The following is a 26,225-nucleotide window of genomic DNA, read 5'->3' on the forward strand; positions in this document are numbered from 1 at the left end:
ATGGAATCGATACGCCAATGATGCGCTCCCTCGTGTTTTGCGCTTTGACGCTGCTGCCGCTGGCGGCCTTCGCATCCAGCCTGGCCGGAACCTCGGCGGGTGCATCGTCGGCCGGTTCGTCCAATTCCTCCGGCAGCAGTTCCGGCGACGACAAGGTGGTGGCCGACGCACGCGAAGATGCCGCCGGCTTCGTCGCCAGCGATGGCGCGATCCGCGGCGCACGGCTGGAAGCGGCGCTGCTGCAGTTGCGCAGCCGTAGCGATGCGGCGCGGCTGTCCAGCGACCTGGAGCTGGCGCAGTCCATCCTGGCCCAGTGAGTTCTCCTCGCCGGTGCTGGTGGCTGTGGCTGGCCGCAGCGATCGCACCGGCGGCGCAGGCCGAATTACGCATCGATGTCGATCCGCAGGGCCTGTCTGCGGCGCAGATCGACGCCGCGCACGCGTTGGTGGAACAGGTGGCGCAGCGTCTGCCGCCGGCCTGGATGCAGCGCATCGACGCACCGATCCAGCTGCAGTGGCGCACGGATTTGCCGGCACACGTGCATGGCCGCGCGATCGGCCGGCGCATCCTGCTCGATCGCGACCTGCTGGATGCCTGGAGCGTGCAGGCGACAGCTACGCAGACCGACCCCGAGGCACCGGCCACGCGCGCGGCAATGGCCGCCGTGGTGCATGAACTGGCGCATGTGCTGGACCGCGGTGCGCACGGCGGCTTGTCGCGCGACCCGCGGCTGCGCGATCTGGCCGGCTGGCAGGTGCGTCCCTGGCGGATCGGGCGTGGCGCAAACCGGTTCAGCGATCGCAGCCCCGACGATTACGAGCGGCGCAGCCCAGCCGAATTCGTCGCGGTGAATCTCGAACACTACGTGCTCGATGCCGATTATCACTGCCGGCGTCCGGCGCTGGCGGCCTGGTTCGCCGAGCGGGTCGGTGGCATGCCCGGTGCAACCCATTGCGAGACGACGCTACCGTACCTGCAGGCCGATAACGATGCCGGCGCGATGTCGCTGCTGGCACTGGATCCAGCGCGTGTGTACGCGGTGGACTACCTGCTGGCCGAGGGCAATGCGCAGCCGATGAGCCGCTGGGGCCACAGCATGCTGCGTCTGGTGATCTGTGCCCCTGGCCGCGCGCCCGGTCCCGATTGCCGTCTGGATCTGCAGTATCACCGCGTGCTGTCGTTCCGCGCCTTCGTCGGCGATGTGCAGATTTCCAGCTGGCGCGGGCTGACCGGTTCGTATCCCTCGCGGCTGTTCGTATTGCCGTTGAATCAAGTCGTGGACGAATACACCAAGGTGGAGCTGCGCGCGCTGTCGTCGGTGCCGCTGACACTGACGCGCGGGGAGATCGCCGCGCTGCTCGCACGCGCCGCGCAGGTGCATTGGAGTTACGACGGCCGCTACTACTTCATCGGCAACAACTGCGCGGTGGAGACCTTCAAGCTCCTGCACGACGGCGTGCCGCGGCTGGCCGCGGCACGGCTGTCGTCGATCACCCCGCGCGGCGTGAGGCAGCGCTTGCAGCGCGCCGGCATCGCCGACATGCAGGTGCTGGACGACCCTGCGCAGGCGATTCGCCAGGGCTATTACTTCGAGTCGGCGGCAGCGCATTACCAGACCATGTTCGAGGTGATCCGCCGCGGCCTGCCGGTGCCGCAGACCAGCGTGGAGCAATGGCTGGACGCGCGCGCGGACGCGCGTGCGCAGTGGTTCGACCGCGGCGGTCTGCGCGAGACCGCTGCAGCGTTGTTGCTGGAACAGGCCGCGTTGCGCCGCCAGGAATTGCTGGCACGCGATGCGCTCAAGCGCCTGCTGACACCCGGCGCGGCCGGGCGTGACTCGGTGCAGGGTCAGCTGCAGTCGCTGTTCGCGCGGCAGGCCCGGCTCAGTCATCCGGCCACGCTGTTGGGCAGCGCCGGCTACGGACTGCCGCAAGCAGACGAGCGGCAGGACCTGAGCGCGCGCGTGGTGCAGGAAACCGGCGTACTGGTCGACGGCTGGAAACAACTGCAGGCGCTGGGGCGGCAGCAACTGCCGGCCGACGTCCGCACTGGATTGGAGCAGGGCGAGGCGAATGTGCAGCGCCTGCGCGCACGCCTGCGCGAGCTAGCGCGCGGTGATGCGGCTGCCGACAAACGCCTGCAGCGGTAAGTCCCAGTTCCCGGTGCTCCGGCCAGGGACGACGCATTGCACCAGCTGGCACCTGTCACACCAGCCGGCGCACCTCAGCCAGCCGGTTGCAGATCCGCCTGCACCGAATACTTGCGCAGCCAGTCGCTGACCTGCGCGTTGTTGCGGTACTGCTGCATCAGCTTTGCAAGCCGTGCCGGTGCGGGCGTGCAGAATTGCGCGATCGCCACTTCGATCTCGTGGCGACGATCGGCGTCGTACGGGTCCTCGCCCGCGAAGTGCTCGCAGGTGTCGTAATCCTCCACCAGCGTGCGTACGTCCTCCGGCATGCCGCACAGGCCGGGCGGATGTTGCAGCCACTCCTCGTCCACCTTGGCATCGGTGCAGGCCACCGGCGCAGGTGCGGGCGTGGCTGTCGGCGCCGGGGCTGGTTGCGCCGTGCAGGCGCCCAGCAGCCCCAGCGTCACCACAACGACCAGCTTGCGCATCAGTCGGCGCGGCCCGCGAATTCGCCGGTGGTGGTGTTGACCAGCACGCGCTCACCGTTGGTGATGTACTCGGGCACCATGATTTCCAGGCCGGTATTGAGCTTGGCCGGCTTGGGCCGCTTGGTGGCGGTGCCGCCCTTGAGTTCGGGCGGGGTTTCGACCACTTCCAGCGTCACCGTCTGCGGCAGTTGCACGGCCACCGGCTGGTCGTCGATCACCTGCACGTAGATGCCGGTCAGCCCGTCGATGATGTAGCCGGCATCGGTGCCGATCACGTCCGCATCCAGCGTATACGGGGTGAAATCCTCGTCGTCCATGAACACGAACGCCTCGCCATCCTTGTACGAGAACGTCGACAGGCGACGCAGCAACTCCACTTCCGGCAGGTTGTCGTCGGCGTCGAAGCTGGCGTCCAGCTTGGCGCCACCGGGCACGCTGTACATGATGAAGCGGAAGCGCACGTTGCCACCGCGGCCCTGCGGCGAGCTGCGCTCGATGTCGCGGATCTGGTAAATGCCGCCGTTGTATTCGACGACGTTGCCTTTCTTGATGTCGTTAGCTTTCATGGAATGAGTCAGGGATTGGTGATTTGGGATTAGGGATTGGCAAAGCAGAGCTGGAGCGGGCGGGCAGGGCAGTAGTGCTGTTACGAATCCCCAATCCCGACGCACCAATCCCCGCTACTTCGGCGCCAACCGCACGCCGCCGTCCAGGCGAATCACGTCGCCATTGAGATAGCGATTGCGCAGGATGAAGGCGACGGTGTCGGCGTATTCGTCGGGTTGGCCCAGGCGCGAGGGGAACGGGATCGCCGCGGCCAGCGATTGCTGCACCGCCTCCGGCATGCCGTCCACCATCGGGGTCCAGAACACGCCCGGTGCGATCGTCATCACGCGGATGCCGAAGCGGGCCAGCTCGCGCGCCATCGGCAAGGTCATGCCGACCACGCCCCCCTTGCTGGCGGCATAGGCGGCCTGGCCGATCTGGCCTTCGTAGGCGGCCACCGACGCGGTGTTGATGATCACGCCGCGCTCGCCATCGTCGCCGGCGCTGTTGTGCTGCATCACATCGGCTGCGGCCTTGGCGACATTGAAGCTGCCGACCAGGTTGACCAGCACGGTGGTGCGGAAGGTCGCCAGCGGCATTGGCGCTTCCTTGCCGAGCACGCGGCCCGAGCCCAGGATGCCGGCGCAGTTCACCGCCAGGTTGAGCCCGCCCAGCGCCTGCGCGGCCTGCGCCACGTTGGCGGCGACCTGCGCCTCGTCGGTGACGTCGGTGGCGAAATACTGCGCGTTGCCGTCACCGAGCAGCGCCAGCGCCGCCTCGGCCTTGTCGGCGTTGACGTCGAACAGGGCGACCTTGCCGCCGTCGGCCACGATGCGCTGCGCCACGGCCAGGCCCAGGCCGGAAACGCCGCCGGTGACGATGGCAAGAACAGAAGAAGACTGCATGCGGTGGTTCCTTGAAAATCCTGGAAGCCGGTGGATGCCGGCAGGCGAACGGGTGACGACGCAGCCGGCGATTCTAGCCGAAGCGTCCGTGTGACCGCCCTGGAAGATGTGCGGGTGCGGCAGCGTGCGGGACTGAAATCTCAGCCGGCCGCCGCCAAGGCCTTGCCGACCTTGCTGCCGGTCTCGCGGCCCAGTAACTGCGCCAGCCAGCGGCCGGTACGGGCGAGGGCAGGCAGGTCGATGCCGGTCGACATGCCCAGCCCATGCAGCAGATACACCACATCTTCGCTGGCCACATTGCCGCTGGCGCCCTTGGCGTAGGGGCAGCCGCCGGCACCGGACACCGCCGCATCGACCACGCGCACGCCTTGCTCCAGACAGGCGGCGATGTTGGCCAGCGCCTGGCCGTAGGTGTCGTGGAAGTGCACGGCCAATGCCGGCATCGGGACCGCCTGCGCCACCGCAGCAAGCATCTGGCGTGCCTTGGCCGGGGTGCCGACGCCGATGGTGTCGCCCAGCGAAATCTCGTAGCAGCCCAGTGCGTACAGCCGTTGCGTGACATCGACCACATCGGCCACCGGCACCCCGCCCTGATACGGGCAGCCCAGTACGGTGGAGACATAACCACGCACGCGCACGCCGTCGAGCGCGGCCTGTTCCAGGATCGGCCGAAAGCGCGCGATCGATTCGTCGATGCCGGCGTTGGTGTTGGTGCGATTGAAGGCCTCCGACGCCGCGGTGAACACCGCCACCTCCTGTGCACCGGCGGCGCGTGCGCGCGCATAGCCCTGCAGGTTCGGCACCAGCACCGGATAGGCGATGCCCGGCGCCTGGGTGATGCCGGCGAACACCTCGGCCGCATCGGCCAGCTGCGGCACCCAGCGCGGGCTGACGAAGCTGGTCGCCTCGATGCTGCGCAGCCCGGTCGCGGAGAGTTGATCGATCAAGGCGATCTTGTCGGCGGTGGCGATCGGTGCCGCTTCGTTCTGCAGGCCATCGCGCGGGCCGACCTCGACAATGCGGACGAAGTCGCTCACGCCGCGCCCTCCGGCACCCAGGCCGGGCTGCGCTTGTCGAGGAAGGCGCCCAGGCCTTCCTGGCCTTCCGGGGAAACGCGCAGGCGCGCGATCCACGCGGCATTGGCAGCGTCGATGGCGTCGCGGTCGATCGGTGGCAGCACCGCGCGCACCAGCGCCTTGGCGCTGGCCGCGGCCAATGGGGCGGCCGCCAGCAACAGGCGGACCTGGCGCTCCACCGCGATATCCAATTGGTCGGCGGCGACCAGTTGATGCAACAGGCCCAGCAGCTGCGCGGTGGCCGCATCGAAGATCTCGGCAGTGGCGAACCAGCGCCGTGCCTGGCGCGCGCCGATCGCGGCGATCACATACGGTGAAATCACCGCCGGCAGCAGGCCGAGCTTGCTCTCGGTCAGCCCGAAGCGTGCCTCGGTGCAGCCGATGGCGATATCGCAGCACGCCACCAGGCCCACGCCGCCGCCAAACGCTGCGCCGTTGACGCGCGCGATGGTCGGCTTGGGCAGTTCGTCCAGCGTGCGCATCAGGCGCGCCAGGGCGAGCGCATCGGCCGCGTTGTCGGCCTCGCTGGCACCGGCCATGCCGCGCATCCAGTTCAGGTCGGCGCCCGCAGAGAACGCAGCGCCGGCACCGGTGATCACGACGACGCGGATCTGCGCTGCCCGGCCGGCCTGCTGCAAGGCGTCGGTGAGCGCGCCGATCAAGGTCGCATCGAAGGCGTTGTGCACCGCCGGGCGGTGCAGTCGCAACGTGCGGACCGCTCCCTGGTCCTCCACGATCAAGCCGGTGTCCTGCATTGCGTCAACGTCCATGAATGGGATGCGAACCATGATAGCGGCACGGGTCGGCTGAGCCATGACGCGGTGCGTCGATGCTAGAATTGAGAACCATTCCTAACAATCAGGCCGTCTTTGTGACGCTGTCCGACATGCCCTTGCATCGCGCCGCCATCGTGGATTCCGTGGAGGATCGCCTCCCCAACGACACGATCGCCCGGCGTCTGCGCGAACTGGGTTTTGTCGCCGGCGAAGAAGTCACGGTGCTGGCGACCGGGCCGGTCGGGCGCGAACCACTGCTGGTACAGGTCGGTTACACCCGGTTCGCCCTGCGCCGCAGCGAGGCCGCACGCGTGCAGGTGCGCGTCGATGGAGCACAGGCATGAGCGCGGCGAGCGTCCCGTTGCGGCTGGCGCTGGTGGGCAATCCCAACAGCGGCAAGACCGCACTGTTCAATCAGCTGACCGGCAGCCGGCAGAAGGTCGCCAACTACACCGGCGTCACCGTCGAACGCAAGGAAGGGCAGTTCCGTGCGCCATCCGGGCGCGACTTCGCGGTGCTGGATCTGCCCGGCGCCTATAGCCTGCAGCCGGCCAGCCTGGACGAGGCGATCACCCGCGACCTGTGCCGTGGCTTCTACCCCGGCGAACCGGCACCGGACGTGCTGGTCTGCGTGATGGATGCGACCAACCTGCGCCTGCACCTGCGCTTTGCGCTGGAGTTGCGCGAGCTGGGCCGGCCGATGATCGTGGCCTTGAATATGGTCGACGCCGCGCAACGACGCGGCATCGTCATCGACCTGCCGGCGCTGGAACAGGCGCTCGGGGTGCCGGTGGTGGAAACCGTGGCGGTACGCCGCGGCGGTGCCAAGGCGCTGGTCGAGCGGCTCGATACGCAGGCCGCGCGCCTGGTCGCCCCCAGCGCCGCGCCGCCGGCCGATGGCAACTATCACGCCCAGGTGCGGCAGATCCTGAGTGCGGCCGTCAGCATGCCGACCCGCACCTCGCGGGTGGACGATGCGCTGGACCGCTGGCTGCTGCACCCGCTCTGGGGCCTGGTCACGCTGGCGGTCGTGATGTTCCTGATCTTCCAGGCGGTGTATGCCTGGGCCACGCCGGTGATGGACCTGATCGACGGCGGCACCTCGGCACTGGGCGAGTGGGTCGGCGCCACCTTGCCGGAAGGCCCGCTCAACAGCCTGCTCAAGGACGGCATCATCGCCGGCCTGGGCGGGGTGGTGATCTTCCTGCCGCAGATTTTGATCCTGTTCGCCTTCATCCTGGCGCTGGAGGAGTCCGGCTACCTGCCGCGCGCGGCCTTCCTGCTCGACCGCATGATGTCTGCCGCCGGCTTGTCCGGGCGCTCGTTCATTCCGTTGCTGTCGAGCTTTGCCTGCGCGGTGCCGGGCATCATGTCCACACGCAGCATCCAGGACCCGCGCGACCGGCTCGCCACCATCATGGTCGCGCCATTGATGACGTGTTCGGCGCGCCTGCCGGTGTATGCCTTGCTGATCGGCGCCTTCATCCCGCAGAAGACCGTGTGGGGCATCTTCAACCAGCAGGGCCTGATCCTGTTCGGGTTGTATGCCGCGGCCATCGTCAGTGCGCTGCTGGTGTCGTGGACGATGAAGAAGTGGCGCCGCGACAAGAGCGAGCATCCACTGATGCTGGAGTTGCCGTCGTACCGCCTGCCGCATCTGCCCGACCTGGCGCTGGGGCTGTGGGAGCGTGCGCTGATCTTCCTCAAGCGCGTCGGCGGCATCATTCTGGCCCTGACCATCCTGCTGTGGTTCCTGCTGTCGTTCCCGGCCGCGCCGGCCGACGCCACCTTGCCGGCGATCGATTACAGCTTCGCCGGGCGCATCGGCCATGCGATGGCGGTCTTCTTCGCGCCGCTGGGCTTCAACTGGCAGATCTGCATCGCGCTGATCCCCGGCCTGGCCGCGCGCGAAGTGGCGGTGGCCTCGCTGGCGACCGTGTACGCGCTGTCGGCTGCCGACGACGATGCCGCCGCGCAGGCCTTGTCGCCGCTGATCAGCGATGGCTGGTCGCTGGCCACCGCGCTGTCGCTGCTGGTCTGGTACATCTACGCGCCGATGTGCATCTCCACGCTGGCCACGATCAAGCGCGAAACCAACTCGTGGAAGCAGATGACGGTCAGCGCGGTGTACCTGTTCGCGCTGGCCTACCTGGCCTCGCTGGTGACCTACCAGCTGGCCGTGCTGCTGGGAGCCGGCTGAAGTGGATCTGTCGCTCACGCTGCAATACGTTGTCATCGCGCTGGCGGTGTTGCTCAGCCTGTGGGTGGTGATGAAGAAGCAATTTCCCGGCACGCTGCGGCGTCTGCGCGGCGCAGTGGCGATCGGCCTGCTGCGCGATGGGCGGCCTGCGTGGATGCGGGCGCTGGGCCGCCGCGTGGCGCCGCCGGCCGCGCAGAACGCCGCGGCCTGCGGTGGCTGCGACAGCTGCGGGCCGACCCCGCCACGTCGTCACTGACACACCGCAGTTCTTCGGTAGCGCCACCGCGACCCAGGCGTGTGTCGTGACGCGTGGCGATGGTCGGCGCAGCGGCGATACCGCCACTGGGCGGGTTGCGTCGTCGACGCTGCAGTGCACAGCGCGTCGGCCGTGGGCCTTCGCTATGCTTGCGCGATGACGACCTCTTTCCAGATCTCCCGACGTGCGCAGGCGCTGACCAGTTCGGCGATTCGCGAAATCCTCAAGGTGACCGAGCGGCCGGAGGTGATTTCTTTCGCCGGCGGGCTGCCGTCGCCGGCCACCTTTCCGGTGGAGCGCATGCGCGCGGCCAGCGATCAGGTGCTGCGCGATGCGCCGCAGGCCGCGCTGCAATACGGCCCCACCGAAGGCTATGCGCCGCTGCGCGAATGGGTGGCCACACGCCTGAGCCGCGACGGCGCCAGCATTCGGCCCAGCCAGGTGTTGATCACCACCGGCTCGCAGCAGGGCTTGGACCTGCTCGGCAAGGTCTTCATCGACGAAGGCAGCAAGGTGCTGGTGGAAACGCCAAGCTACCTGGGCGCGCTGCAGGCGTTCTCGCTGTTCCAGCCGAGCTTTGTCGGCATGCCCTCGGACGAGGACGGAGTGGTGGTGGACGCGCTGGATCCTGCAGTGCTGGCCGATGCGCGCTTTCTGTATTGCCTGCCGAACTTCCAGAACCCCACCGGTCGCCGGCTGCCGCTGGCGCGCCGTCAGGCCCTGGTGGCGCGGGCGGCGGAGGCGGGCGTGCCGATCGTCGAAGACGACCCGTATGGCGAGCTGTATTACAGCGGCCAGCCGCTGCCGAGCCTGCTGTCGCTCAACCCGGAGGGCGTGATCTACATGGGCTCGTTCTCCAAGGTGCTTGCGCCCGGGTTGCGGCTGGGCTACGTGGTCGCGCCCGAAGCGGTGTTGGGCAAGCTGATCCAGGCCAAGCAGGCGGCCGATCTGCATACGCCCTCGTTCACCCAGCGCGTGGTCCACCAGACGTTGCAGGACGATTTCCTGGACACGCATATTCCGCAGATCCGCGCGCTGTATGCGCGTCAATGCAGCCTGATGCTGGAGGCACTGGATCGGCATTTCCCGCCCCAGGTGCTATGGAATCGCCCCGAAGGCGGCATGTTCCTGTGGGTGACCCTGCCACCCGGGCTGGACGGCACCGCGCTGCTGGCGCGTGCGATCGTGCGCAATGTCGCGTTCGTGCCGGGCGCGCCGTTCTACGCCACCTTGCCGCAGGTCAATACCTGGCGGCTGTCGTTTGTCACCGTGCCCGGCGACAGGATCGACGCCGGCATCCAGGTCCTGGGCGAGGTGCTGCGCGAGGCGCTGGCCGAATTGCCCGGACAGGGCGCGTGAGCACGCAGACCGCTGGCGTGCAGGCGCCTGCGCTTGCGATCACCATCGACAGCGTTGCGATCGGCATCGCACGCGACTTCACCCGGCCCGGTAGCCGCAGCGCGATCGACAAGCGGGCGGTGGACGGCAGGGTGCACGTCGGTCCCGACGGTCTGCACGGCGACGAGCAGGGCGACCGGCGTGTGCATGGCGGGCCGGACAAGGCGATCCATCACTATCCACGCGATCACTACGCCGCCTGGCAGGCCGAGCTCGGTGCGCAGGCATTGCTGGAGACGGCCGGCGCATTCGGCGAGAACCTGAGCAGCCTCGGCCTTACCGAAGCCGAGGTCTGCCTGGGCGATCGCTTTGCATTGGGTACGGCAGTGGTGGAGGTCTCGCAGCTGCGTCAGCCATGCTGGAAGCTGTCCGACCGTTTCGGCCTGCGCGACATGGCGCGCCGCGTCCAGGACACCGGCCGCACCGGCTGGTATTACCGCGTGCTGCAGCCCGGCGACGTTTCGGCCGGCGACATGCTGACACTGCAGCAGCGACCGCATTCGCAATGGACGCTGTCGCGCCTGCAACAGCTGCTGTATGCGCGCGATGTCGACGTCGCCGCCATCACCGAGGTGCTGCAACTGCCGCTGGTACCGTCATGGCAGGCGCTGTTCCAACGCCGCCTGCAACGCCGCGAAATAGAGAGCTGGAGCAAGCGCCTGCAAGGCGCAGGCGACTGAGAGCCGCCAACACCATCGCGCGAGATCAAAGGCCGCGGCCGCGCCAGCTGCAGGGCTGAGATTTGGGATTCGGGAGTCGGGATTGGGGAATCGCGGTCACGAAGTCGGCAAACGCCACCTTCCAGGCGCCGCCATGATGGCCGTGTGCCATGCGTCCTCATCGTCCTTACCGACGTACAGTGGCGCAGCCCTTACCAATCCATGGCCGCTTGCGACGTTGTATGCCAACCACCACGCGCACCCCACGGACGCCACCAAGCCCAAGCGCCACAGCACATAAAACGCGCACACCCGCATCCGCTCTCACGAGTTCCTGATCCCGATTCCCGGCTTTAACGACTCCCCAATCCCGGCTCCCCAATCCCAGCTTTTACGATTCCCGATTCCCGATTCCCAGCTATCTTGTACAACCCCATCGCCCAGCTAGGCCTGCCGCCATGACACCGTCTCCTGTGAAAGTTCTGATCCACGGCGCCTCCGGGCGGATGGGCAAGGCGTTGCTGCGCCTGGCTGCCGAAGACGAGGCGCTGCACGTCGTCGGTGCGGTAGTGGGGCGCTCGCCGTCGCAACGCGTGGTGGACGGCGTGCCGTACTTTGCCGCCAGCGAACTCGGCGGTGCGCCGGCCTTCGATGTGGCAATCGACTTCAGCCTGCCGCAGGGCTTTGCACCGATCCTGGCGCTGTGCGCACAGCGCGGCAAACCGCTGGTGTCCGGCACCACCGGTCTGGATGAGGCGCAGCGCGCTGCGTTGCTGGAGGCCGCGCAACAGATCCCATTGGTGTGGGCGTCCAACTTCAGCCTGGGCGTTGCGGTGCTGACCGAACTGGTGGAGCGTGCCGCCGGCAGCCTGCCGGGCTGGGATTGCGACATCGTCGAAGCGCATCACGTACACAAGCAGGACGCACCCTCCGGGACCGCACTGACGCTGGGGGAGGCGGCCACCGGCAGCGGCGCGCAGCCGCGCTTTGCCAGCCTGCGCGCAGGCGACATCGTCGGCGAGCACACGGTGCAGTTCACCGGGCTGGGCGAGCGGGTGGAGCTGGTGCACCGCGCCACCAACCGCGACATCTTCGCGCGCGGTGCCCTGCATGCGGCCAAGCGATTGCTCGGCAAGCCGGCCGGCAGCTATCGCGTGCGCGATCTGGTGCTGTAAGCCGGCGCTTCGCCGCGCATGTAATGGCAAATGATCGCGGTGGCGCATTCATCCCGCCATTGCGATGCCACCGCGGCGACCGGTGTTCTCCAGGCTGGCATGCCGGGGCACTTGCCTTTACAATTCTCGCTTGCCCGAACCAGCGTCGGACCGGTCCTCAGCACCGCGTCCGCGCTTTGCTGCAACCGGAATTTGGCCGGAAGCGCATCGGAGTCCCAGGCAGCCAGAGCGAGACCCCCACGTGACCCAACCCGCAATCCTTGTCCTCGAAGACGGCACCGTGTTCGAGGGCGAATCCGTAGGCGCCAACGGGCTTTCCGTCGGCGAAGTGGTGTTCAACACCGCCATGACCGGTTACCAGGAAGTCCTGACCGATCCCTCCTACGCCCGCCAGATGGTCACGCTGACCTATCCGCATATCGGCAACACCGGCTTTACCGATCAGGATGACGAGGCCAGCAAGATCTGGGCCGCCGGCCTGATCGTGCGTGACGTGCCGCGTCGCCCCAGCAGCTGGCGCAGCGAAGTCGCACTGCCGGAGTGGCTGCAGGCCCGCGGTGTGGTGGCCATTTCCGGCATCGACACCCGCAAGCTGACCCGCCTGTTGCGGCAGAAGGGCGCACAGAACGGTGCACTGATGGCCGGCGAGATCGATGTCGCCAAGGCGCTGGAAGCCGCGCGCAGTTTCCCCGGCCTGAAGGGCATGGACCTGGCCAAGGTGGTTTCCACCGAGACCAGTTACAGCTGGCAGGAAGGCTCGCTGGATCTGAATTCCGACACCTTCGTGCGCGCCGAGCTGAAGCACAAGGTTGTTGCTTACGATTACGGCGTCAAGCTCAACATCCTGCGCATGCTGGCCGACCGTGGGTGCGACGTCACCGTGGTGCCGGCACGCACGCCGGTGGCCGAGGTGCTGGCGATGAATCCGGACGGCGTGTTCCTGTCCAACGGCCCGGGCGACCCGGAGCCCTGCGATTACGCCATCAGCGCCATCCAGGAACTGATCGCCAGGCAGGTGCCCACCTTCGGCATCTGTCTGGGCCATCAGCTGCTGGCGCTGGCCGCCGGCGCCAGCACGGTCAAGATGACCACCGGCCATCACGGCGCCAACCATCCGGTGCAGGATCTGGACGGCGGACGGGTGATGATCACCTCGCAGAACCATGGCTTTGCGGTCGACGAAAGCACGCTGCCGGCCAATGTCCGGGTGACCCATCGGTCGCTGTTCGATGGCACCAATCAGGGCATCGCGCTGACCGACGCACCGGCGTTCTCGTTCCAGGGCCACCCGGAAGCCTCGCCGGGCCCGCGCGATGTGGGGCCGTTGTTCGACCGGTTCGTGGAGTTGATGGCCAAGGATGCCAAGCGCGCATGAGCGCTCGTTTGATGGGTGTGCTGATCGTGCTGATGGGCGTTGCGCTGACATATTGGGGCGTGTGGATGCCGCTGGAGCAGGCACGCGCTGGCGCACAGTCGATCACGCTGCACGGCGGCATGAAGCTGGCCTTGCTGGTGCCGATGTGCTTCGTTTTCGGTGTCGGCTATGTGGCTGGAGGAGGATCCTTTCACCACCGCATGCAGAACACCGACCCGGACAAGGTACGCCGTTGGGGCAAGACCTCCGGGATCGGCTGGCTGCTGATCCTGGGCAGCTTTGCCGCGTCCTTCGGGCTGTATCAATGGATGCAGCACACCCTGCGCGCCCTCGGCTATGGATCTGCCGGATGAACCCGGCATTCGGCTCTGCCGAGCCGATGCACTATCACGCCGCGTCGCGATGCGATCGCCGCGGCCACTCTTCCGCACCTGCGGCTCGCCGCATGTTCCTAATCGAGTAAAGAAATGCCAAAGCGCACCGACCTAAAAACCATCCTGATCATCGGCGCCGGCCCGATCGTCATCGGCCAGGCCTGCGAGTTCGATTACTCCGGCGCGCAGGCGTGCAAGGCGCTGCGCGACGAGGGCTATCGCGTGGTGCTGGTCAACAGCAATCCGGCCACGATCATGACCGACCCGGACATGGCCGATGCGGTGTACATCGAGCCGATCAACTGGCAGACGGTCGAGAAGATCATCGCCAAGGAAAAGCCCGATGCCCTGCTGCCGACCATGGGCGGGCAGACCGCGCTGAACTGCGCGCTGGATCTGGCCGACCACGGCGTGCTGGAGAAGTACAACGTCGAGCTGATCGGTGCCAAGCGCGAAGCCATCCGCATGGCCGAAGACCGCGAGCTGTTCCGCGTGGCGATGGGCGAGATCGGCCTGGATTGCCCCCGCGCCGAAGTGGCGCACACGCTGGAAGAGGCGCTGGATATCCAGACCCGGGTCGGCTACCCGACCATCATCCGTCCCAGCTTCACCCTGGGCGGCAGCGGCGGCGGCATCGCCTACAACCGCGAAGAGCTGATCGAGATCGTCGGCCGTGGCCTGGAACTGTCACCGACCACCGAGGTGCTGGTGGAAGAATCGGTGCTGGGCTGGAAGGAATTCGAGATGGAAGTGGTCCGCGACACCGCGGACAACTGCATCATCGTCTGCGCGATCGAAAACCTCGATCCGATGGGCGTGCATACCGGCGACTCGATCACCGTGGCGCCGGCGCAGACGCTGACCGACAAGGAGTACCAGCGCCTGCGCGATGCCTCGATCGCAGTGCTGCGCAAGATCGGTGTGGATACCGGCGGCTCCAACGTGCAGTTCGGCATCAGCCCGACCACCGGCCGCGTGGTGGTGATCGAGATGAACCCGCGCGTGTCGCGCTCCTCGGCGCTGGCGTCCAAGGCCACCGGTTTCCCGATCGCCAAGGTCGCCGCCAAGCTGGCGGTGGGCTACACGCTGGACGAATTGAAGAACGAGATCACCGGTGGCCTGACCCCGGCCTCGTTCGAGCCGTCGATCGACTACGTGGTCACCAAGATCCCGCGCTTTGCGTTCGAAAAATTCCCGCAGGCCGATGCGCGCCTGACCACCCAGATGAAGTCGGTGGGCGAGGTGATGGCAATGGGCCGCACCTTCCAGGAATCGCTGCAGAAGGCGCTGCGTGGCCTGGAAACCGGCAAGATCGGGCTGGACCCGACCGGCCTGGATCTGAGCAGCGAAGACGATATCGCCGCGCTCAAGCGCGAGCTCAAGGCGCCGGGCCCGGAGCGTCTGTTCTATGTCGCCGATGCGTTCCGCGCCGGCATGAGCGTGGCCGATGTCTACGCGCTGTCGTTCATCGACCCGTGGTTCCTGGACCAGATCGAAGAACTGATCAGCCACGAACAGCAACTGGCCGATGACGGCATGCCGGCACTGGATGCGGCGCGTCTGCGCACGCTCAAGCGCGCCGGTTTCTCCGACGCGCGGCTGGCCGAGTTGACCGGCACCAACGAAGAGTCGGTGCGCACGCTGCGTCGCGCGCTCAAGGTGCGCCCGGTCTACAAGCGCGTGGATTCCTGCGCCGCCGAATTCGCCACCAGCACCGCGTATCTGTATTCGACCTACGAGGACGAGTGCGAGGCGCTGCCGACCGACCGCGACAAGATCATGATCCTGGGCGGTGGCCCCAACCGCATCGGCCAGGGCATCGAGTTCGACTACTGCTGCGTGCATGCGGCGCTGGCGCTGCGCGATGACGGCTACGAGACCATCATGGTCAACTGCAACCCGGAGACCGTGTCCACCGACTACGACACTTCCGACCGTCTCTACTTCGAGCCGCTGACGCTGGAAGACGTGCTGGAAATCGTCGAGCTGGAAAAACCCAAGGGCGTGATCGTGCAGTACGGCGGCCAGACCCCGCTGAAGCTGGCGCGCGCGCTGGAAGCCAACGGCGTGCCGGTGATCGGCACCTCGCCCGATTCGATCGATCTGGCCGAAGACCGCGAGCGGTTCCAGCAACTGGTCGACAAGCTGGGCCTGAAGCAGCCGCCGAACCGCATTGCCCGCAATGCCGAGGAAGCGCTGGTGCTGGCGCGCGAAATCGGCTATCCGCTGGTGGTGCGCCCGAGCTACGTGCTGGGCGGCCGCGCGATGGAAATCGTCTACGGCGAATCCGACCTGGCGCGCTATGTGCGTGACGCGGTCAAGGTCTCCAACGATTCGCCGGTGCTGCTGGACCGCTTCCTCGACAACGCGGTGGAAGTGGACGTGGACATCATTGCCGACAAGGACGGCAACGTGCTGATCGGCGGGCTGATGGAACACATCGAAGAGGCTGGCGTGCATTCGGGCGATTCGTCCTGCTCGCTGCCGCCGTACTCGCTCTCGCCCAAGACCCAGGCCGAGCTGCGCCGTCAGGTGGTGATGCTGGCCGAAGGCCTGAACGTGGTCGGCCTGATGAATACCCAGTTCGCGGTGCAGGTGAACGAGGCCGGCGACGATGTGGTGTTCCTGCTGGAAGTGAATCCGCGTGCCTCGCGCACCGTGCCGTTCGTGTCCAAGGCGATCGGCATGCCGCTGGCCAAGATCGCCGCGCGCTGCATGGCCGGCAAGACGCTGGCCGAGCAGGGCGCCACCAAGGAAATCGTGCCGGGCTATTACTCGGTGAAGGAGGCGATCTTCCCGTTCGCCAAGTTCCAGGGCGTGGACCCGATCCTCGGGCCGGAGATGCGCTCCACCGGTGAGGTGATGGGCGTGGGCCGCAGCTTCAGCGCCGCGTTCGCACGCGCGCAGGAGGCCGGCGGCATCAAGGCCCCGCCGGTGGGCAAGGCGTTCGTGTCGGTGCGCGATCCGGACAAGCAGCGCGTGTTGCCGGTGGCGCAGGCGCTGGTGGAGCGTGGCTATACGCTGGTCGCCACGCGCGGCACCGGTGCCTGGCTGCAGCAGAACGGGCTGAGCTGCGAGATCGTCAACAAGGTCGCCGAAGGGCGCCCGCATATCGTCGATTCGATCAAGAACGGCGAGATCGTGTATATCGTCAACACCACCGAAGGTCGCGCCGCCATCTCCGACTCGTTCTCGATCCGGCGTGAAGCGTTGCAGCATCGCGTGACCTATTCGACCACTGTTGCCGGCGCCAAGGCGCTGGTGCATTCGCTGGAATTCCGCGGCACCGGCCCTGTGTGGTCGCTGCAGGAACTGCACAAGGAGCTGGAAGCATGAGAGCACCCATGACGGCAAAGGGCGCGCAGCGTCTGCGCGAAGAGCTGGACCAGCTGAAGTCGGTCAAGCGTCCGGCGGTGATCAACGCGATCGCCGAAGCGCGCGCGCACGGCGATCTGAAGGAAAACGCCGAGTACCACGCCGCACGCGAGCAGCAGAGCTTCATCGAAGGCCGCATCAAGCAGCTGGAAGGCGAGCTCTCGCATGCCGAGATCATCGACATCACCAAGCTGTCGGCCGGCACCAAGATTGTGTTCGGTGCCACGGTGACGCTGGCCGACACCGAGACCGACGAAGAAAAGCGCTACCAGATCGTTGGCGATCTGGAAGCGGACATCAAGCTGGGCATGATCGCGATCTCCTCGCCGCTGGCGCGTGCGTTGATCGGCAAGCTGGAAGGCGACTCGGTCACCATCGATGCGCCGGCCGGCCAGCGCGAGTACGAAGTGGTCAGCGTTGCCTATCTGGACTGACGGGCCGGGATTGAACGACGCCACCGCCCGATGACCACCGCCACGCTGCTGCTGCCGGAAAAACGCCGCCTGCCCGGTGAACTGGGCGACACGCCGGTGGCACGCGCACTGGCGCGTGCCGACCAGCACGGTGCCGAGCCCGGCGAAGTGGCGCAGCTGCAGCGCCACTTCACGCTGACGCCTGCGCACTGGCCGGTGGCTGCGTTGACCCGCCAGCTCGATGCCGGCGATGCGGCGGGTGCGACCTGGGTGCGTGCCGATCCGGCCTATGTGGTGCCGGATATGCAGGGCGCGCGCTTGATGGGCTACGGCGAGGCACTCGGCCCCACGGCCGAGGACCTGGCGGTGTTGCTGCCCATCCTCAAGCCGATGTTCGGCGATGCCGGCTTCCTGCTGGATGCGCCCACGCCTGCGCGCTGGTACCTGCGGCTGTCGCCGGATGCCAAATTGCCGGAATTTGCGCCACCGGATCTGGCGATCGGCGACGACCTGTTCGAGCATCTGCCGGCCGGCGAGATCGGCCGGCGCTGGCGCGCCTTGCTGACCGAAGCGCAGGTGCTGCTGCATCAGCACCCCTGGAACGAGGGCCGCGTGGCCAGCGGCAAGCCGGCGATCAATTCGCTGTGGTTCTGGGGCGGCGGCGTGCTGCCGCATGAGGTGAGCTCGCCGCACCGTCAGGTACGCAGCCGCGAATCGCTGCTGCGTGCGCTGGCGCTGGCGGCCGGTGCCGATGCGCAGGGCGAACAACGCGTGGATGCGTTGGTGGACCTGCGCCATCTGCGCTCGCTGCAGCAGTTCAGCGACGATGCGGTGGCGCCCCTGCTGGCGGCGATGGCACGTGGCGAACTGGATCGGCTGGTGCTGGATTTCCAGGACGGCGAAACCGTGTCGCTGACGCATGCGCAACGCTGGCGTTTCTGGCGCAAGCCGCGGGCACAGCTGGCGCAATGACCTCCACCCCGCGGATCGTCCGGCGCCCGCCCGGGCAGGCCGGCAGCTGGCCCGATGCCATGTTGCCGCTGCTGCGCCGCATCTATGCCGCGCGCGGCGTCACCGATACCCACGGCGCGCAGCCGCGCCTGGGTCAGTTGCTGTCGCCGCAGTTGCTGCACAACAGTGACGTGGCCGCCGAGTTGCTGGCCGATGCGATCGCCCGGCAACGGCGCATCCTGGTGGTGGGCGATTTCGACTGCGATGGCGCCACCGCCTGTGCGGTCGGCGTGCGTGGCTTGCGCATGCTCGGCGCGCTGGATGTGCATCACGCGGTACCCAATCGCATGGTGCATGGCTACGGCCTGTCGCCGGCACTGGTGGAGGAACTGGCCGCATTGCAGCCGGATCTGCTGGTCACGGTCGATCACGGCATCGCCTGCCACGCCGGCGTGGCTGCGGCCAAGGCGCGTGGCTGGACGGTGCTGGTCACCGACCATCACCTGCCTGGCGAGGTATTGCCGCCGGCCGATGCGATCGTCGATCCGAATCTGGCCAACGATCGCTTCCCGAGCAAATCCCTGGCCGGGGTCGGGGTGATCTTCTATGTGCTGATGGCCTTGCGCGGTGTGCTGCGCGCGCGCGGCGCCTTCGCCGAACGCGCCGAGCCGGATCTGTCGGTATTGCTGGACCTGGTGGCAGTCGGCACCGTCGCCGATCTGGTGCCGCTGGACACCAACAACCGGGCGCTGGTGTCGGCCGGCCTGCGCCGCCTGCGCGAGGGCAAGGGTTGCATCGGCCTGCGCGCCTTGATCGATGCCAGCGGCCGCGACGTGGCGCGTCTGAGCGCCAGCGATATCGGATTTGCGTTGGGCCCGCGTCTCAACGCAGCCGGCCGGCTGGAAGACATGGCGCTGGGCATCGAGCTGCTGCTCAGCGAGGACTGGAACCGGGCGCGCGAGATCGCCGGCATGCTGGAAGAGATCAACGCCGAGCGCCGCGCGGTGCAGCAATTGATGACCGACGATGCCGAACAGTCCGTCACCAAAGTGGTGCTGGATGCCGATGGCGCGCTGCCGATCGCCGCGTGCCTGTTCGATGCCGACTGGCACCCGGGCGTGATCGGCCTGGTCGCCTCCAAGCTCAAGGACCGCCTGCATCGCCCGGTGATTGCATTGGCGCCGGCCGAGCCGGGCAGCAGTCAGCTGCGTGGTTCGGCGCGCTCGATCCCCGGCCTGCATATCCGCGATGTGCTGGCGGCAGTGGATGCGCGCCACCCGGGCCTGATCCAGAAGTTCGGCGGGCATGCGATGGCCGCGGGGCTGAGTCTGGAGCATGCCGCGCTGGCGACCTTCGAACAGGCATTCCAGCGCCAGGTGCAGGCGATGGTCGACGCCTCGCTGCTGCATGCCGAGTTGCATAGCGATGGCGAACTGGCCGCGCACGAACTCGATCACCTGCATGCCGAGGCGCTACGCGTGGCCGGGCCGTGGGGGCAGGGCTTTCCCGAGCCGCTGTTCGATGGTCAGTTCGAAGTGCTGCAATGGCGCCTGCTCAAGGAACGCCATCTCAAGCTCACGCTGCGCTGTGCCGGCCGTGCCGAACCGCTCAATGCCATCCACTTCAACGGCTGGCGCGGCAGCGAACCGGCACGCATGGTGCGGCTGGCGTACCGCTTGGTCAGCGACGACTATCGCGGCGGCACCGCGGTGCAGTTGATCGTCGAGCACTGCGAGCCGGCGACAGTCACGGGCTGAGCGCGCGGCTGTCAACCGCGGCTTTGGTAGGGGCGACAGCGCGGCCCTGCAGCCAGGCTTCACATCAACCGCTCTACACGGGGCGGCGCACCCACAGCCGGCATGTACGTGGTGGTACATGCCGCAAGTGGCGCATGCCTGATGGCGGCAAGATGGTTTCGTTCGCCGCTCAAGGCGTCTTGCAAGACAGTGCTGCAAGCAGACCTGCGCTCGCACGACCTCGCCCCGGTCAGGGCGCCTTCTTGACCTCGGTCACCAAGGTCGGCAATTCCCACGCGCCGCCAGCGGCGACCAATCTGCACAGGCCCGAGGTGGATTCGGAGGTCGGCACGAAACGGCGGCCGTCCCAGGTCCAGCTGGACTCGCTGTAGCAGTCACCCAGGCCGCGTCCCTTCTGCGATGCAAGGATGGTGGAGCCGTCGATATCGCTGGCTTGCGTGGTCACCAACGTCGGCGCGAACGGCGGACGTGCATTGATGACCCAGAAACCGGTGCCGATGTTGTAGGCGCCCATCCAGCAGTCGGTCGAGACCAGCAGTTTGTCGCCGCTGAGCCGGGTGACCGACAGCGGCTCGGCTGCATCGCCAGCCTGCAGCCCCTTGCATTCCTCATCGGCCGGCAAGCTGGCACGCAGCGCTTGGTACAACGCCGGCAGCGTGCCCAGGCGCGCATCGGCTGCTTGCGTTGCTGCGAGTTTGACCGCTCGCACCTGCGGTGCGGGCACAGCCGGCAGCACTGCAGCCTCGTCGCGATCGCCCTTGCGCAACAGGGCGCCGCGCGTGCCCAGCCGGCCCTGGAACTCGTCCATCTTCAGCAGCACCGCTGCGGCGCCGCGGTCGGACAGCTGCCAGCGGCGACCATCGTTGCCGAGCGCCACGATCTTGCTGCTGCGGGTCAGTGCGGCCAGCAGTGCGGTCACCTGCGCGCTGGTCAGCGGTGCGGTGCCGCTGTCGCGATTCAATGCCAGCTTGCCCAGGTCGCGCTGGTCGATGCGCAAGGTGAGCGATGCCGGCATCTTGACCTCGTCGTACTGGCCCAGCATCAACTCAGCAGTGACCTGCTGCCCCGCACCGGCCTTGCGCGTCAGCAAGACCGACACCGGCGTGCTGCCGTCGTCATCCGGCTGATAGCCAGCGGCGCGGCAGGTGCGGGTGTTGTCGCAGGCGATGGTCCAGTCCTGGTGCTCGAAGGCGATGCCGACCGGTGCATCGGCAAGGGCGGCGACGGGTGCGAGCAACAAGGTGGCGGCAAGCAGGGTAGGGCGCATGGTGTCTTCGAAAGAGCGTATCCGGCGGGCATCTTGCGTTGCTGCCGACGGGCCGTCCAGTACGTCGCATGCCGAAGCGGGACACGCCTGCGCAACATTTTCATGACGGCACCGGCGCGCTGTCGGTCTTGCTCGCCGGTCGCGGCCTGCGTGCACGCAATCCGAACAAGGGACGCAACCAGCGCACCCGGCGGATCGCAAACTCATGCAACGCCAGGCAGCCGATCACGGTGGCGGCGATCACCAGCGCCGGCTCCAGCCAGGCATGCAGATGCAGCGGCATCAGCCAGTACAGCGTCACGATGATCAGGCTCTGGTGCAGGATGTACCACGGGAACACCGCCTCCGTGCAGTACGGCAGCCAGCGGAACGGGCGATTCAATCGAAGCCTGGCCCAGCCAAGAATCGTCAGCAGCGCCAGCCAGGTGTAGGCGGCACGTGCGCTGTGTTCGATCGCCTCCCACGGCAGCGCGGCCAGCGGTGCACCCAGGTGCGCAGTCTGCCCCTGGATGCTGGCATAGCGAATGCCCAGTTCGGTGCAGATCGCCACCAGTGCGGTGCCCAAGGTGAGCCAGCGCAGTTGTACGGCCAGCTGCCAGAAGCGTTCGCGGCGTGCCAGCAGATACCCCAGGACGAACAGCGGGAACGATTCGGCGTGCACGAACCAGTCGCCAAACAGCGCGTGGGTGGGCGGATGCCGCGGCATCACCCACAGCACGCAGAACGCTTCCCACAGCATCGGCAACAGCAGCAGTGCCGGCACCGCCAGCGCGGCGGGTAAGCGCGGCCACGCGGCCAACCGCAGCGGTCGGGTCAGCGATACCAGCGCCATCAAGGCGATGGTGTAGGGCAGCAGATAGGCCAGATACCACAGATGGTTCCAGGTGATGCCGTGCTCCCAGCCATCGAAGCTGCCGGCCGGCCATGGCCGCACCTGCCAGTAGCGCAACAGGAAGCTGCCGAAGCCCGGGCTGACCTTGCCGTTGCTCACGCCCTGGCAATAGGCCTGCACCGCGACCACCACGAACATGCCGAACAACAGCGGCGGCAGCAATCGCCCGCAGCGTTGCAGGGCGAAATGCCAGGGCCTGGCCTGCTGCCGCGCCAGCCCGATCGCGATGCCGGAGATCATGAACAACAGCGGCATCCGCCAGCGGTTGAGCACGATCATCGGCCATTGCAGCCATTGCGCGGTGTGCACGCTCTTGAGGTGGAAATCCCAGTCGGCCACATAGGCCATGCCCACGTGGTAGAGGATCAGCAGTGCGAAGGCGAAGACGCGCAAGGCATCGATATCGTGACGGCGTTCGGTCATGGTGGTGTCGGCAGGAGGCATGCCCGCATCCTCGGCAACGCAGGCCCCAAGCAGCTGCGCCAAGGGCGGCAATGCCGTCCCCGAGTGACCAGTTGCAGTCCCACAGGGACGAACCGGGGACGGCAAGCGGGCGGTTTTGTCGAAGATGCGCGGCTGCATTCCCGAGTCAGAAGCCAGGTCTGACATTGCTAGACCTCAGTTTCACCCTTTATTGGAATTGCGGCGCGCGGCGCCGGTAACGTCGGCAGGCCAAATAGCGGCCGCAGCCAGCGCTGCTTGCGAATGACCTCATAGCTGGCCAAGCACAGCACAGCGGTTGCGACGATCAGCGTCGCACTCTCGGCTAGCTGCGGCAGCGCCAATGGCTTCAGGGAATGCGCCAGTACCACGATGATCGTCTGGTGCAGGACATATACCGGAAACACTGCAGCAGTGAGATAGCGCAGTACGGCACCATCGGCATGACGGAAACGATAGGCGAAGCCCAGGATGGCGGCGATCGCGCACCATTGTTCTACCGCCCACACGGCACGCAAGAGCAGGCGCAGGGCGGTGGGTGCCGGGTGAGCATCGTCATAGATGGAGAAGTACCAGGTGTGGATCATCAGCGCATAGCTGCAAGAGGCCAGCAGCAGTGCCACCCAGCGCAGGCGCTGTAACGATTCCCAGATGCTGGCTATTGGCGCGATCAGCACCCCGATTAGGAAGACCAGCAGGTACTGCGCGTGGTTGTACCAGTCATCGAACAGCCAGTTGGTTTGCTGGAAGCGAGCCACCAGCACCAGCCGTGCGACCGCCAGTAGCGTCAGCGGTACCAGTAACGCACCCCAGCCCTGGAGCGGGCGCGCAGCCCATGCGCACAGACGCACCTTCGCTGCCGCAGGAAGCAGGCGCCAGAGCAGCCACACCACCAGGGTGTACGCCCACAGGTAGGGCAAAAACCACAGGTGATTCCAGGTGGGCAGGCGCAGGCAGTCGCCATCGGCTCCACAAAACCCTTGGTAGGCGCTCAGATACTTGGCATAAAATGCCAGATAGCCCTGGCGGTAGCCGCCGGGCAATTGTTCGACGACTTGATAGTAGGACTGTGGTGGCACGATCACGGCCATACCGAACAGCAGCGGCAGTAGCAGCTGACGCGAACGTCGGTACAGCAAGCCCTCGGGCTTGTTGTTCAGCATGAAGGCGGTGGCGACACCGGAAATCAGGAACAGCAGCGACATCCGCCACGGGCTGCTGAGCAGCATGACCGGCTCCAGCATCAGGTGGGTCGAGGAACTTTTGACGTGCCAGTCCCAGGTCACGTAATACATGCCGACGTGATAAAGCACCAATAGGCCGAAGGCGATGACGCGCAGCCAGTCCAGATCGTGACGCCTTTGCATTGGCCGCCCTGCACCAAGGATGATATGCCCCAACTACGCGAGATGACGCAGCGGGCGACCAGCGGGAAGGGACGAAACAGGGATCTTCAGGGACGAATGGGTTCCGCCGTGGGGTGACGATCGGCGCCGCCAGCCTAGAATATGGGGATGAGTACCGACCCGGCACGCACGATCCTGGAGCGCTTTCTGCCTTGGCAGCGCAGCGCAGGCATGTTGTTTTGGCTGATGGTGGTGGTGGTCAACGCCAGTGGCAACGCCGTTACCGAGTTGATGGATCGCCGGCGCGCCGGGCTGCCGATCCAGAGCTGGGAACCCTGGGTGTGGGAGATGTCCAGCGGCTTGGTCTGGCTGCTGATGCTCGTCCCCGTCATCGCCTGGTTCACGCGGAAGCTGCCGTTACATCTGGATACCTGGCGGCGCCGGCTACCCTGGTATCTGTTGGTCAGCGTGGCGGTCTCGGTGGTGCATGTCGTCACGATGGTCGGCCTGCGCTTGCTGACCTATCGGCTGCTGGGCGAACATTATGATTTTGGAGCGTGGCCGCAGGAATTGTTTTACGAGTACCTCAAGGACGTGCGTACTTTCGCGATCATCGTTGCGTGCATGCATGGCTACCGGTTTTTGCTGCGCCGCCTGCAGGGCGAGGTGCGGCTGCTGGCCGCGCCGGACGAAGGCCCGCCGGTCGAGCCGCTGGACCGTCCGGAACGCTTTCTGGTGCGCAAGCTGGGGCGCGACTTCCTAGTCGCCACTGCCGACATCGAGTGGGTCCAGGCGTCGGGCAACTACGTCAACCTGCATGTACGCGGCCATGATTACCCACTGCGCAGCACGATGGCCGCGATCGAGGCCAGACTCGATCCGGCCGTGTTTGTGCGAATCCATCGCAGCTACATCGTCAACCTGGGCTGCGTGGTGTCGATCGAACCGCTGGACGCAGGCGAGGCGCGCGTGCATCTGTCCGGCAATGGCCAGCTGCCCTGCAGCCGTCGTTACCTGGCGCCGCTGCGGCGCGCCGCCGGACATGCCGAGGCGCCAGCGGTCCCGGCTATGCCGGGCTGAACAGCATGCCTACCGCGTTCCGCCACCGTCGCCCGCTTGCTAAACTAGCCAGCTTGTTTGCCGGAAGTCCGTCATGATCGAAACCAATCCGATCCGCCAGCGCATCACCGATCTCAACGATCGCGTGCTCTCGCTCAGGGGGTATCTTTGACTACGACGTCAAGAAAGAGCGTCTAGAAGAAGTCAGCCGGGAGCTTGAGAGCCCCGATGTGTGGAACGACGCCGAGCGCGCGCAGGCCCTGGGCCGCGAACGCTCGCTGCTGGAAAAGACCGTCATCGGCATCGCCGATGTGCTGGCCGGCCTGAGCGATGCGGCCGATCTGCTGGAACTGGCCGAAAGCGAGCAGGACGAGGACACCGCGGTGGCGGTGATCGCCGATCTGGACAAGTACCAGACCCATGTCGAGAAGCTGGAATTCCAGCGCATGTTCTCCGGCCAGATGGACGGCGCCAATGCGTTCGTCGACATCCAGGCCGGTGCCGGCGGCACCGAGGCGCAGGACTGGGCCGAAATCCTGTTGCGCATGTACCTGCGCTGGGCCGAGTCGCGCGGCTGGAAGACCGAGCTGATGGAAGTGTCCGGCGGCGAAGTGGCGGGCATCAAGTCGGCCACGATCCGCATCGAGGGCGAGTACGCCTATGGCTGGCTGAAGACCGAGATCGGCGTGCACCGGCTGGTGCGCAAGTCGCCGTTCGATTCGGACAACCGCCGGCATACCAGCTTCACCTCGGTGTTCGTGTCGCCGGAAGTGGACGACAATATCGAGATCGACATCAACCCGGCCGACCTGCGCACCGACGTGTATCGCTCCTCCGGCGCCGGTGGTCAGCACGTCAACAAGACCGAATCGGCGGTGCGCATTACGCACATCCCGACCAATACCGTGGTCGCCTGCCAGACCGGCCGCAGCCAGCACCAGAACCGCGACAACGCGATGAAGATGCTGGCCGCCAAGTTGTATGAGCTGGAAGTGCAGAAGCGCAACGTCGAGCGCGACGCGCTGGAAGCCACCAAGTCCGACATCGGCTGGGGCAGCCAGATCCGCAACTACGTGCTCGACCAGAGCCGCATCAAGGATCTGCGCACCGGCATCGAACGCAGCGACACGCAGAAAGTGCTGGACGGCGACCTGGACGAATTCGTCGAGGCCAGCCTCAAGGCCGGTCTGGCGGCAGGCTCCAAGCGCCTGGATGCCTGACCGCAGCAAGACCTCGCCGCGCCCGCCGCGCAGCGACGTCTTTTTTCGCGGACGCTGCGACATGTGCAGCGCCGCGCAGCCTGTACATCGCCACGCAGTCCCGTCGCGCCGTGCAGTTGTCACCGATACACCGTAAAACGCAGGAACC

25 protein-coding genes are annotated in these 26,225 nt (G+C 66.8%); 16 read left to right on the forward strand and 9 right to left on the reverse strand.

All coding sequences use genetic code 11. The features are described 5' to 3' along the window. Positions 1-17: 17 nt before the first annotated feature. Positions 18-317, forward strand: a complete 300-nt coding sequence (locus AC1KVE_RS17990) for a DUF2388 domain-containing protein (RefSeq protein WP_024937732.1) — start codon at positions 18-20, stop codon at positions 315-317. Continuing rightward, entirely contained in the window at positions 314-2,149 is a 1,836-nt protein-coding gene (locus AC1KVE_RS17995) for a DUF7844 domain-containing protein (protein ID WP_184455797.1), read from the forward strand. The genes AC1KVE_RS17990 and AC1KVE_RS17995 overlap by 4 nt, the downstream gene beginning before the upstream one ends. A 74-nt stretch (positions 2,150-2,223) precedes the next feature. Here AC1KVE_RS17995 and AC1KVE_RS18000 read toward each other — a convergent pair whose 3' ends face one another. The 5 genes from AC1KVE_RS18000 to AC1KVE_RS18020 all read right to left on the reverse strand — a co-directional run bounded on the left by AC1KVE_RS18000 (position 2,224) and on the right by AC1KVE_RS18020 (position 5,898). Next, positions 2,224-2,616 carry a hypothetical protein gene (locus tag AC1KVE_RS18000; RefSeq protein ID WP_024937731.1) on the reverse strand — a complete coding sequence of 131 codons (393 nt, stop codon included), beginning with the start codon at positions 2,614-2,616 and terminating at the stop codon, positions 2,224-2,226. Further along, on the reverse strand, positions 2,616-3,182 hold the full coding sequence (gene yeiP / locus AC1KVE_RS18005) for an elongation factor P-like protein YeiP (protein WP_016904354.1): 567 nt from the start codon (positions 3,180-3,182) through the stop codon (positions 2,616-2,618). The genes AC1KVE_RS18000 and yeiP overlap by 1 nt, the downstream gene beginning before the upstream one ends. A 114-nt stretch (positions 3,183-3,296) precedes the next feature. Beyond that, the gene (locus AC1KVE_RS18010) at positions 3,297-4,067 is read right to left on the reverse strand and encodes an SDR family oxidoreductase (RefSeq protein WP_104570108.1); all 771 of its coding nucleotides are present in this window, start codon (positions 4,065-4,067) and stop codon (positions 3,297-3,299) included. 140 nt (positions 4,068-4,207) lie between these two features. Continuing rightward, on the reverse strand, positions 4,208-5,104 hold the full coding sequence (locus tag AC1KVE_RS18015; protein ID WP_184455798.1) for a hydroxymethylglutaryl-CoA lyase: 897 nt from the start codon (positions 5,102-5,104) through the stop codon (positions 4,208-4,210). Further along, a complete protein-coding gene (locus AC1KVE_RS18020) occupies positions 5,101-5,898 on the reverse strand; it encodes an enoyl-CoA hydratase-related protein (protein WP_016904357.1) in 798 nt (265 codons plus the stop codon). The genes AC1KVE_RS18015 and AC1KVE_RS18020 overlap by 4 nt, the downstream gene beginning before the upstream one ends. A gap of 116 nt (positions 5,899-6,014) precedes the next feature. Here AC1KVE_RS18020 and AC1KVE_RS18025 point away from each other — a divergent pair, with 116 nt between their 5' ends. From AC1KVE_RS18025 to AC1KVE_RS18045, 5 genes are all read left to right on the forward strand, one after another. Next, entirely contained in the window at positions 6,015-6,263 is a 249-nt protein-coding gene (locus tag AC1KVE_RS18025; protein ID WP_016904358.1) for a FeoA family protein, read from the forward strand. Then, positions 6,260-8,119, forward strand: a complete 1,860-nt coding sequence (feoB, locus tag AC1KVE_RS18030; protein WP_104589242.1) for a ferrous iron transporter B — start codon at positions 6,260-6,262, stop codon at positions 8,117-8,119. The genes AC1KVE_RS18025 and feoB overlap by 4 nt, the downstream gene beginning before the upstream one ends. 1 nt (position 8,120) lies before the next feature. Continuing rightward, entirely contained in the window at positions 8,121-8,375 is a 255-nt protein-coding gene (locus tag AC1KVE_RS18035) for a DUF6587 family protein (protein ID WP_016904924.1), read from the forward strand. A gap of 156 nt (positions 8,376-8,531) precedes the next feature. Next, the gene (locus AC1KVE_RS18040; RefSeq protein WP_481092450.1) at positions 8,532-9,734 is read left to right on the forward strand and encodes an aminotransferase-like domain-containing protein; all 1,203 of its coding nucleotides are present in this window, start codon (positions 8,532-8,534) and stop codon (positions 9,732-9,734) included. Then, positions 9,731-10,453, forward strand: coding sequence for an MOSC domain-containing protein (locus AC1KVE_RS18045; protein WP_481092449.1), 723 nt, complete (start codon positions 9,731-9,733; stop codon positions 10,451-10,453). The genes AC1KVE_RS18040 and AC1KVE_RS18045 overlap by 4 nt, the downstream gene beginning before the upstream one ends. A gap of 25 nt (positions 10,454-10,478) precedes the next feature. Here AC1KVE_RS18045 and AC1KVE_RS18050 read toward each other — a convergent pair whose 3' ends face one another. Continuing rightward, complete coding sequence (locus tag AC1KVE_RS18050) at positions 10,479-10,604, reverse strand: flagellar motor protein MotB (RefSeq protein WP_481092448.1); 126 nt, start codon at positions 10,602-10,604, stop codon at positions 10,479-10,481. A gap of 286 nt (positions 10,605-10,890) precedes the next feature. On the opposite strand from AC1KVE_RS18050, the gene dapB reads away from it, so the two are divergent. From dapB to recJ, 7 genes are all read left to right on the forward strand, one after another. Beyond that, positions 10,891-11,607 carry a 4-hydroxy-tetrahydrodipicolinate reductase gene (gene dapB / locus AC1KVE_RS18055; RefSeq protein ID WP_039521385.1) on the forward strand — a complete coding sequence of 239 codons (717 nt, stop codon included), beginning with the start codon at positions 10,891-10,893 and terminating at the stop codon, positions 11,605-11,607. Between the two features lie 241 nt (positions 11,608-11,848). Next, positions 11,849-12,982: a glutamine-hydrolyzing carbamoyl-phosphate synthase small subunit gene (carA, locus tag AC1KVE_RS18060; protein ID WP_024937723.1), complete on the forward strand. Its 1,134-nt coding sequence runs from the start codon at positions 11,849-11,851 to the stop codon at positions 12,980-12,982. Then, positions 12,979-13,335, forward strand: a complete 357-nt coding sequence (locus tag AC1KVE_RS18065) for a hypothetical protein (protein ID WP_184551913.1) — start codon at positions 12,979-12,981, stop codon at positions 13,333-13,335. The genes carA and AC1KVE_RS18065 overlap by 4 nt, the downstream gene beginning before the upstream one ends. A 114-nt stretch (positions 13,336-13,449) precedes the next feature. After that, the gene (gene carB, locus AC1KVE_RS18070; RefSeq protein ID WP_024937721.1) at positions 13,450-16,692 is read left to right on the forward strand and encodes a carbamoyl-phosphate synthase large subunit; all 3,243 of its coding nucleotides are present in this window, start codon (positions 13,450-13,452) and stop codon (positions 16,690-16,692) included. A gap of 8 nt (positions 16,693-16,700) precedes the next feature. Next, a complete protein-coding gene (gene greA / locus AC1KVE_RS18075; protein ID WP_024937720.1) occupies positions 16,701-17,165 on the forward strand; it encodes a transcription elongation factor GreA in 465 nt (154 codons plus the stop codon). Between the two features lie 30 nt (positions 17,166-17,195). Further along, positions 17,196-18,116 (forward strand): phosphoglycerate mutase, encoded by a 921-nt coding sequence (locus AC1KVE_RS18080; protein ID WP_481092447.1) that lies wholly within the window; start codon positions 17,196-17,198, stop codon positions 18,114-18,116. Next, entirely contained in the window at positions 18,113-19,852 is a 1,740-nt protein-coding gene (gene recJ / locus AC1KVE_RS18085) for a single-stranded-DNA-specific exonuclease RecJ (RefSeq protein WP_481092446.1), read from the forward strand. The genes AC1KVE_RS18080 and recJ overlap by 4 nt, the downstream gene beginning before the upstream one ends. A gap of 229 nt (positions 19,853-20,081) precedes the next feature. On the opposite strand, the gene AC1KVE_RS18090 is transcribed toward recJ, so the two are convergent. The 3 genes from AC1KVE_RS18090 to AC1KVE_RS18100 all read right to left on the reverse strand — a co-directional run bounded on the left by AC1KVE_RS18090 (position 20,082) and on the right by AC1KVE_RS18100 (position 23,852). Next, positions 20,082-21,119, reverse strand: a complete 1,038-nt coding sequence (locus AC1KVE_RS18090) for a DUF1176 domain-containing protein (protein ID WP_481092445.1) — start codon at positions 21,117-21,119, stop codon at positions 20,082-20,084. 100 nt (positions 21,120-21,219) lie between these two features. Continuing rightward, positions 21,220-22,434 (reverse strand): acyltransferase family protein, encoded by a 1,215-nt coding sequence (locus AC1KVE_RS18095; protein WP_481092463.1) that lies wholly within the window; start codon positions 22,432-22,434, stop codon positions 21,220-21,222. Between the two features lie 188 nt (positions 22,435-22,622). After that, on the reverse strand, positions 22,623-23,852 hold the full coding sequence (locus tag AC1KVE_RS18100; protein ID WP_237474929.1) for an acyltransferase family protein: 1,230 nt from the start codon (positions 23,850-23,852) through the stop codon (positions 22,623-22,625). A gap of 177 nt (positions 23,853-24,029) precedes the next feature. On the opposite strand from AC1KVE_RS18100, the gene AC1KVE_RS18105 reads away from it, so the two are divergent. Together AC1KVE_RS18105 and prfB are read left to right on the forward strand one after the other, a co-directional pair. Beyond that, positions 24,030-24,878 (forward strand): LytTR family DNA-binding domain-containing protein, encoded by an 849-nt coding sequence (locus AC1KVE_RS18105; protein WP_228911227.1) that lies wholly within the window; start codon positions 24,030-24,032, stop codon positions 24,876-24,878. A 73-nt stretch (positions 24,879-24,951) separates the two neighbouring features. Continuing rightward, positions 24,952-26,077, forward strand: a protein-coding gene (prfB, locus tag AC1KVE_RS18110; protein WP_102252050.1) for a peptide chain release factor 2 whose coding sequence is annotated in 2 segments (ribosomal slippage) — positions 24,952-25,026 and positions 25,028-26,077 — 1,125 coding nt in all. Because the reading frame shifts where the segments join, the coding sequence is not laid out codon by codon here. Positions 26,078-26,225 lie beyond the last annotated feature (148 nt).

The organism is Xanthomonas sp. NCPPB 2864, from assembly GCF_056675615.1.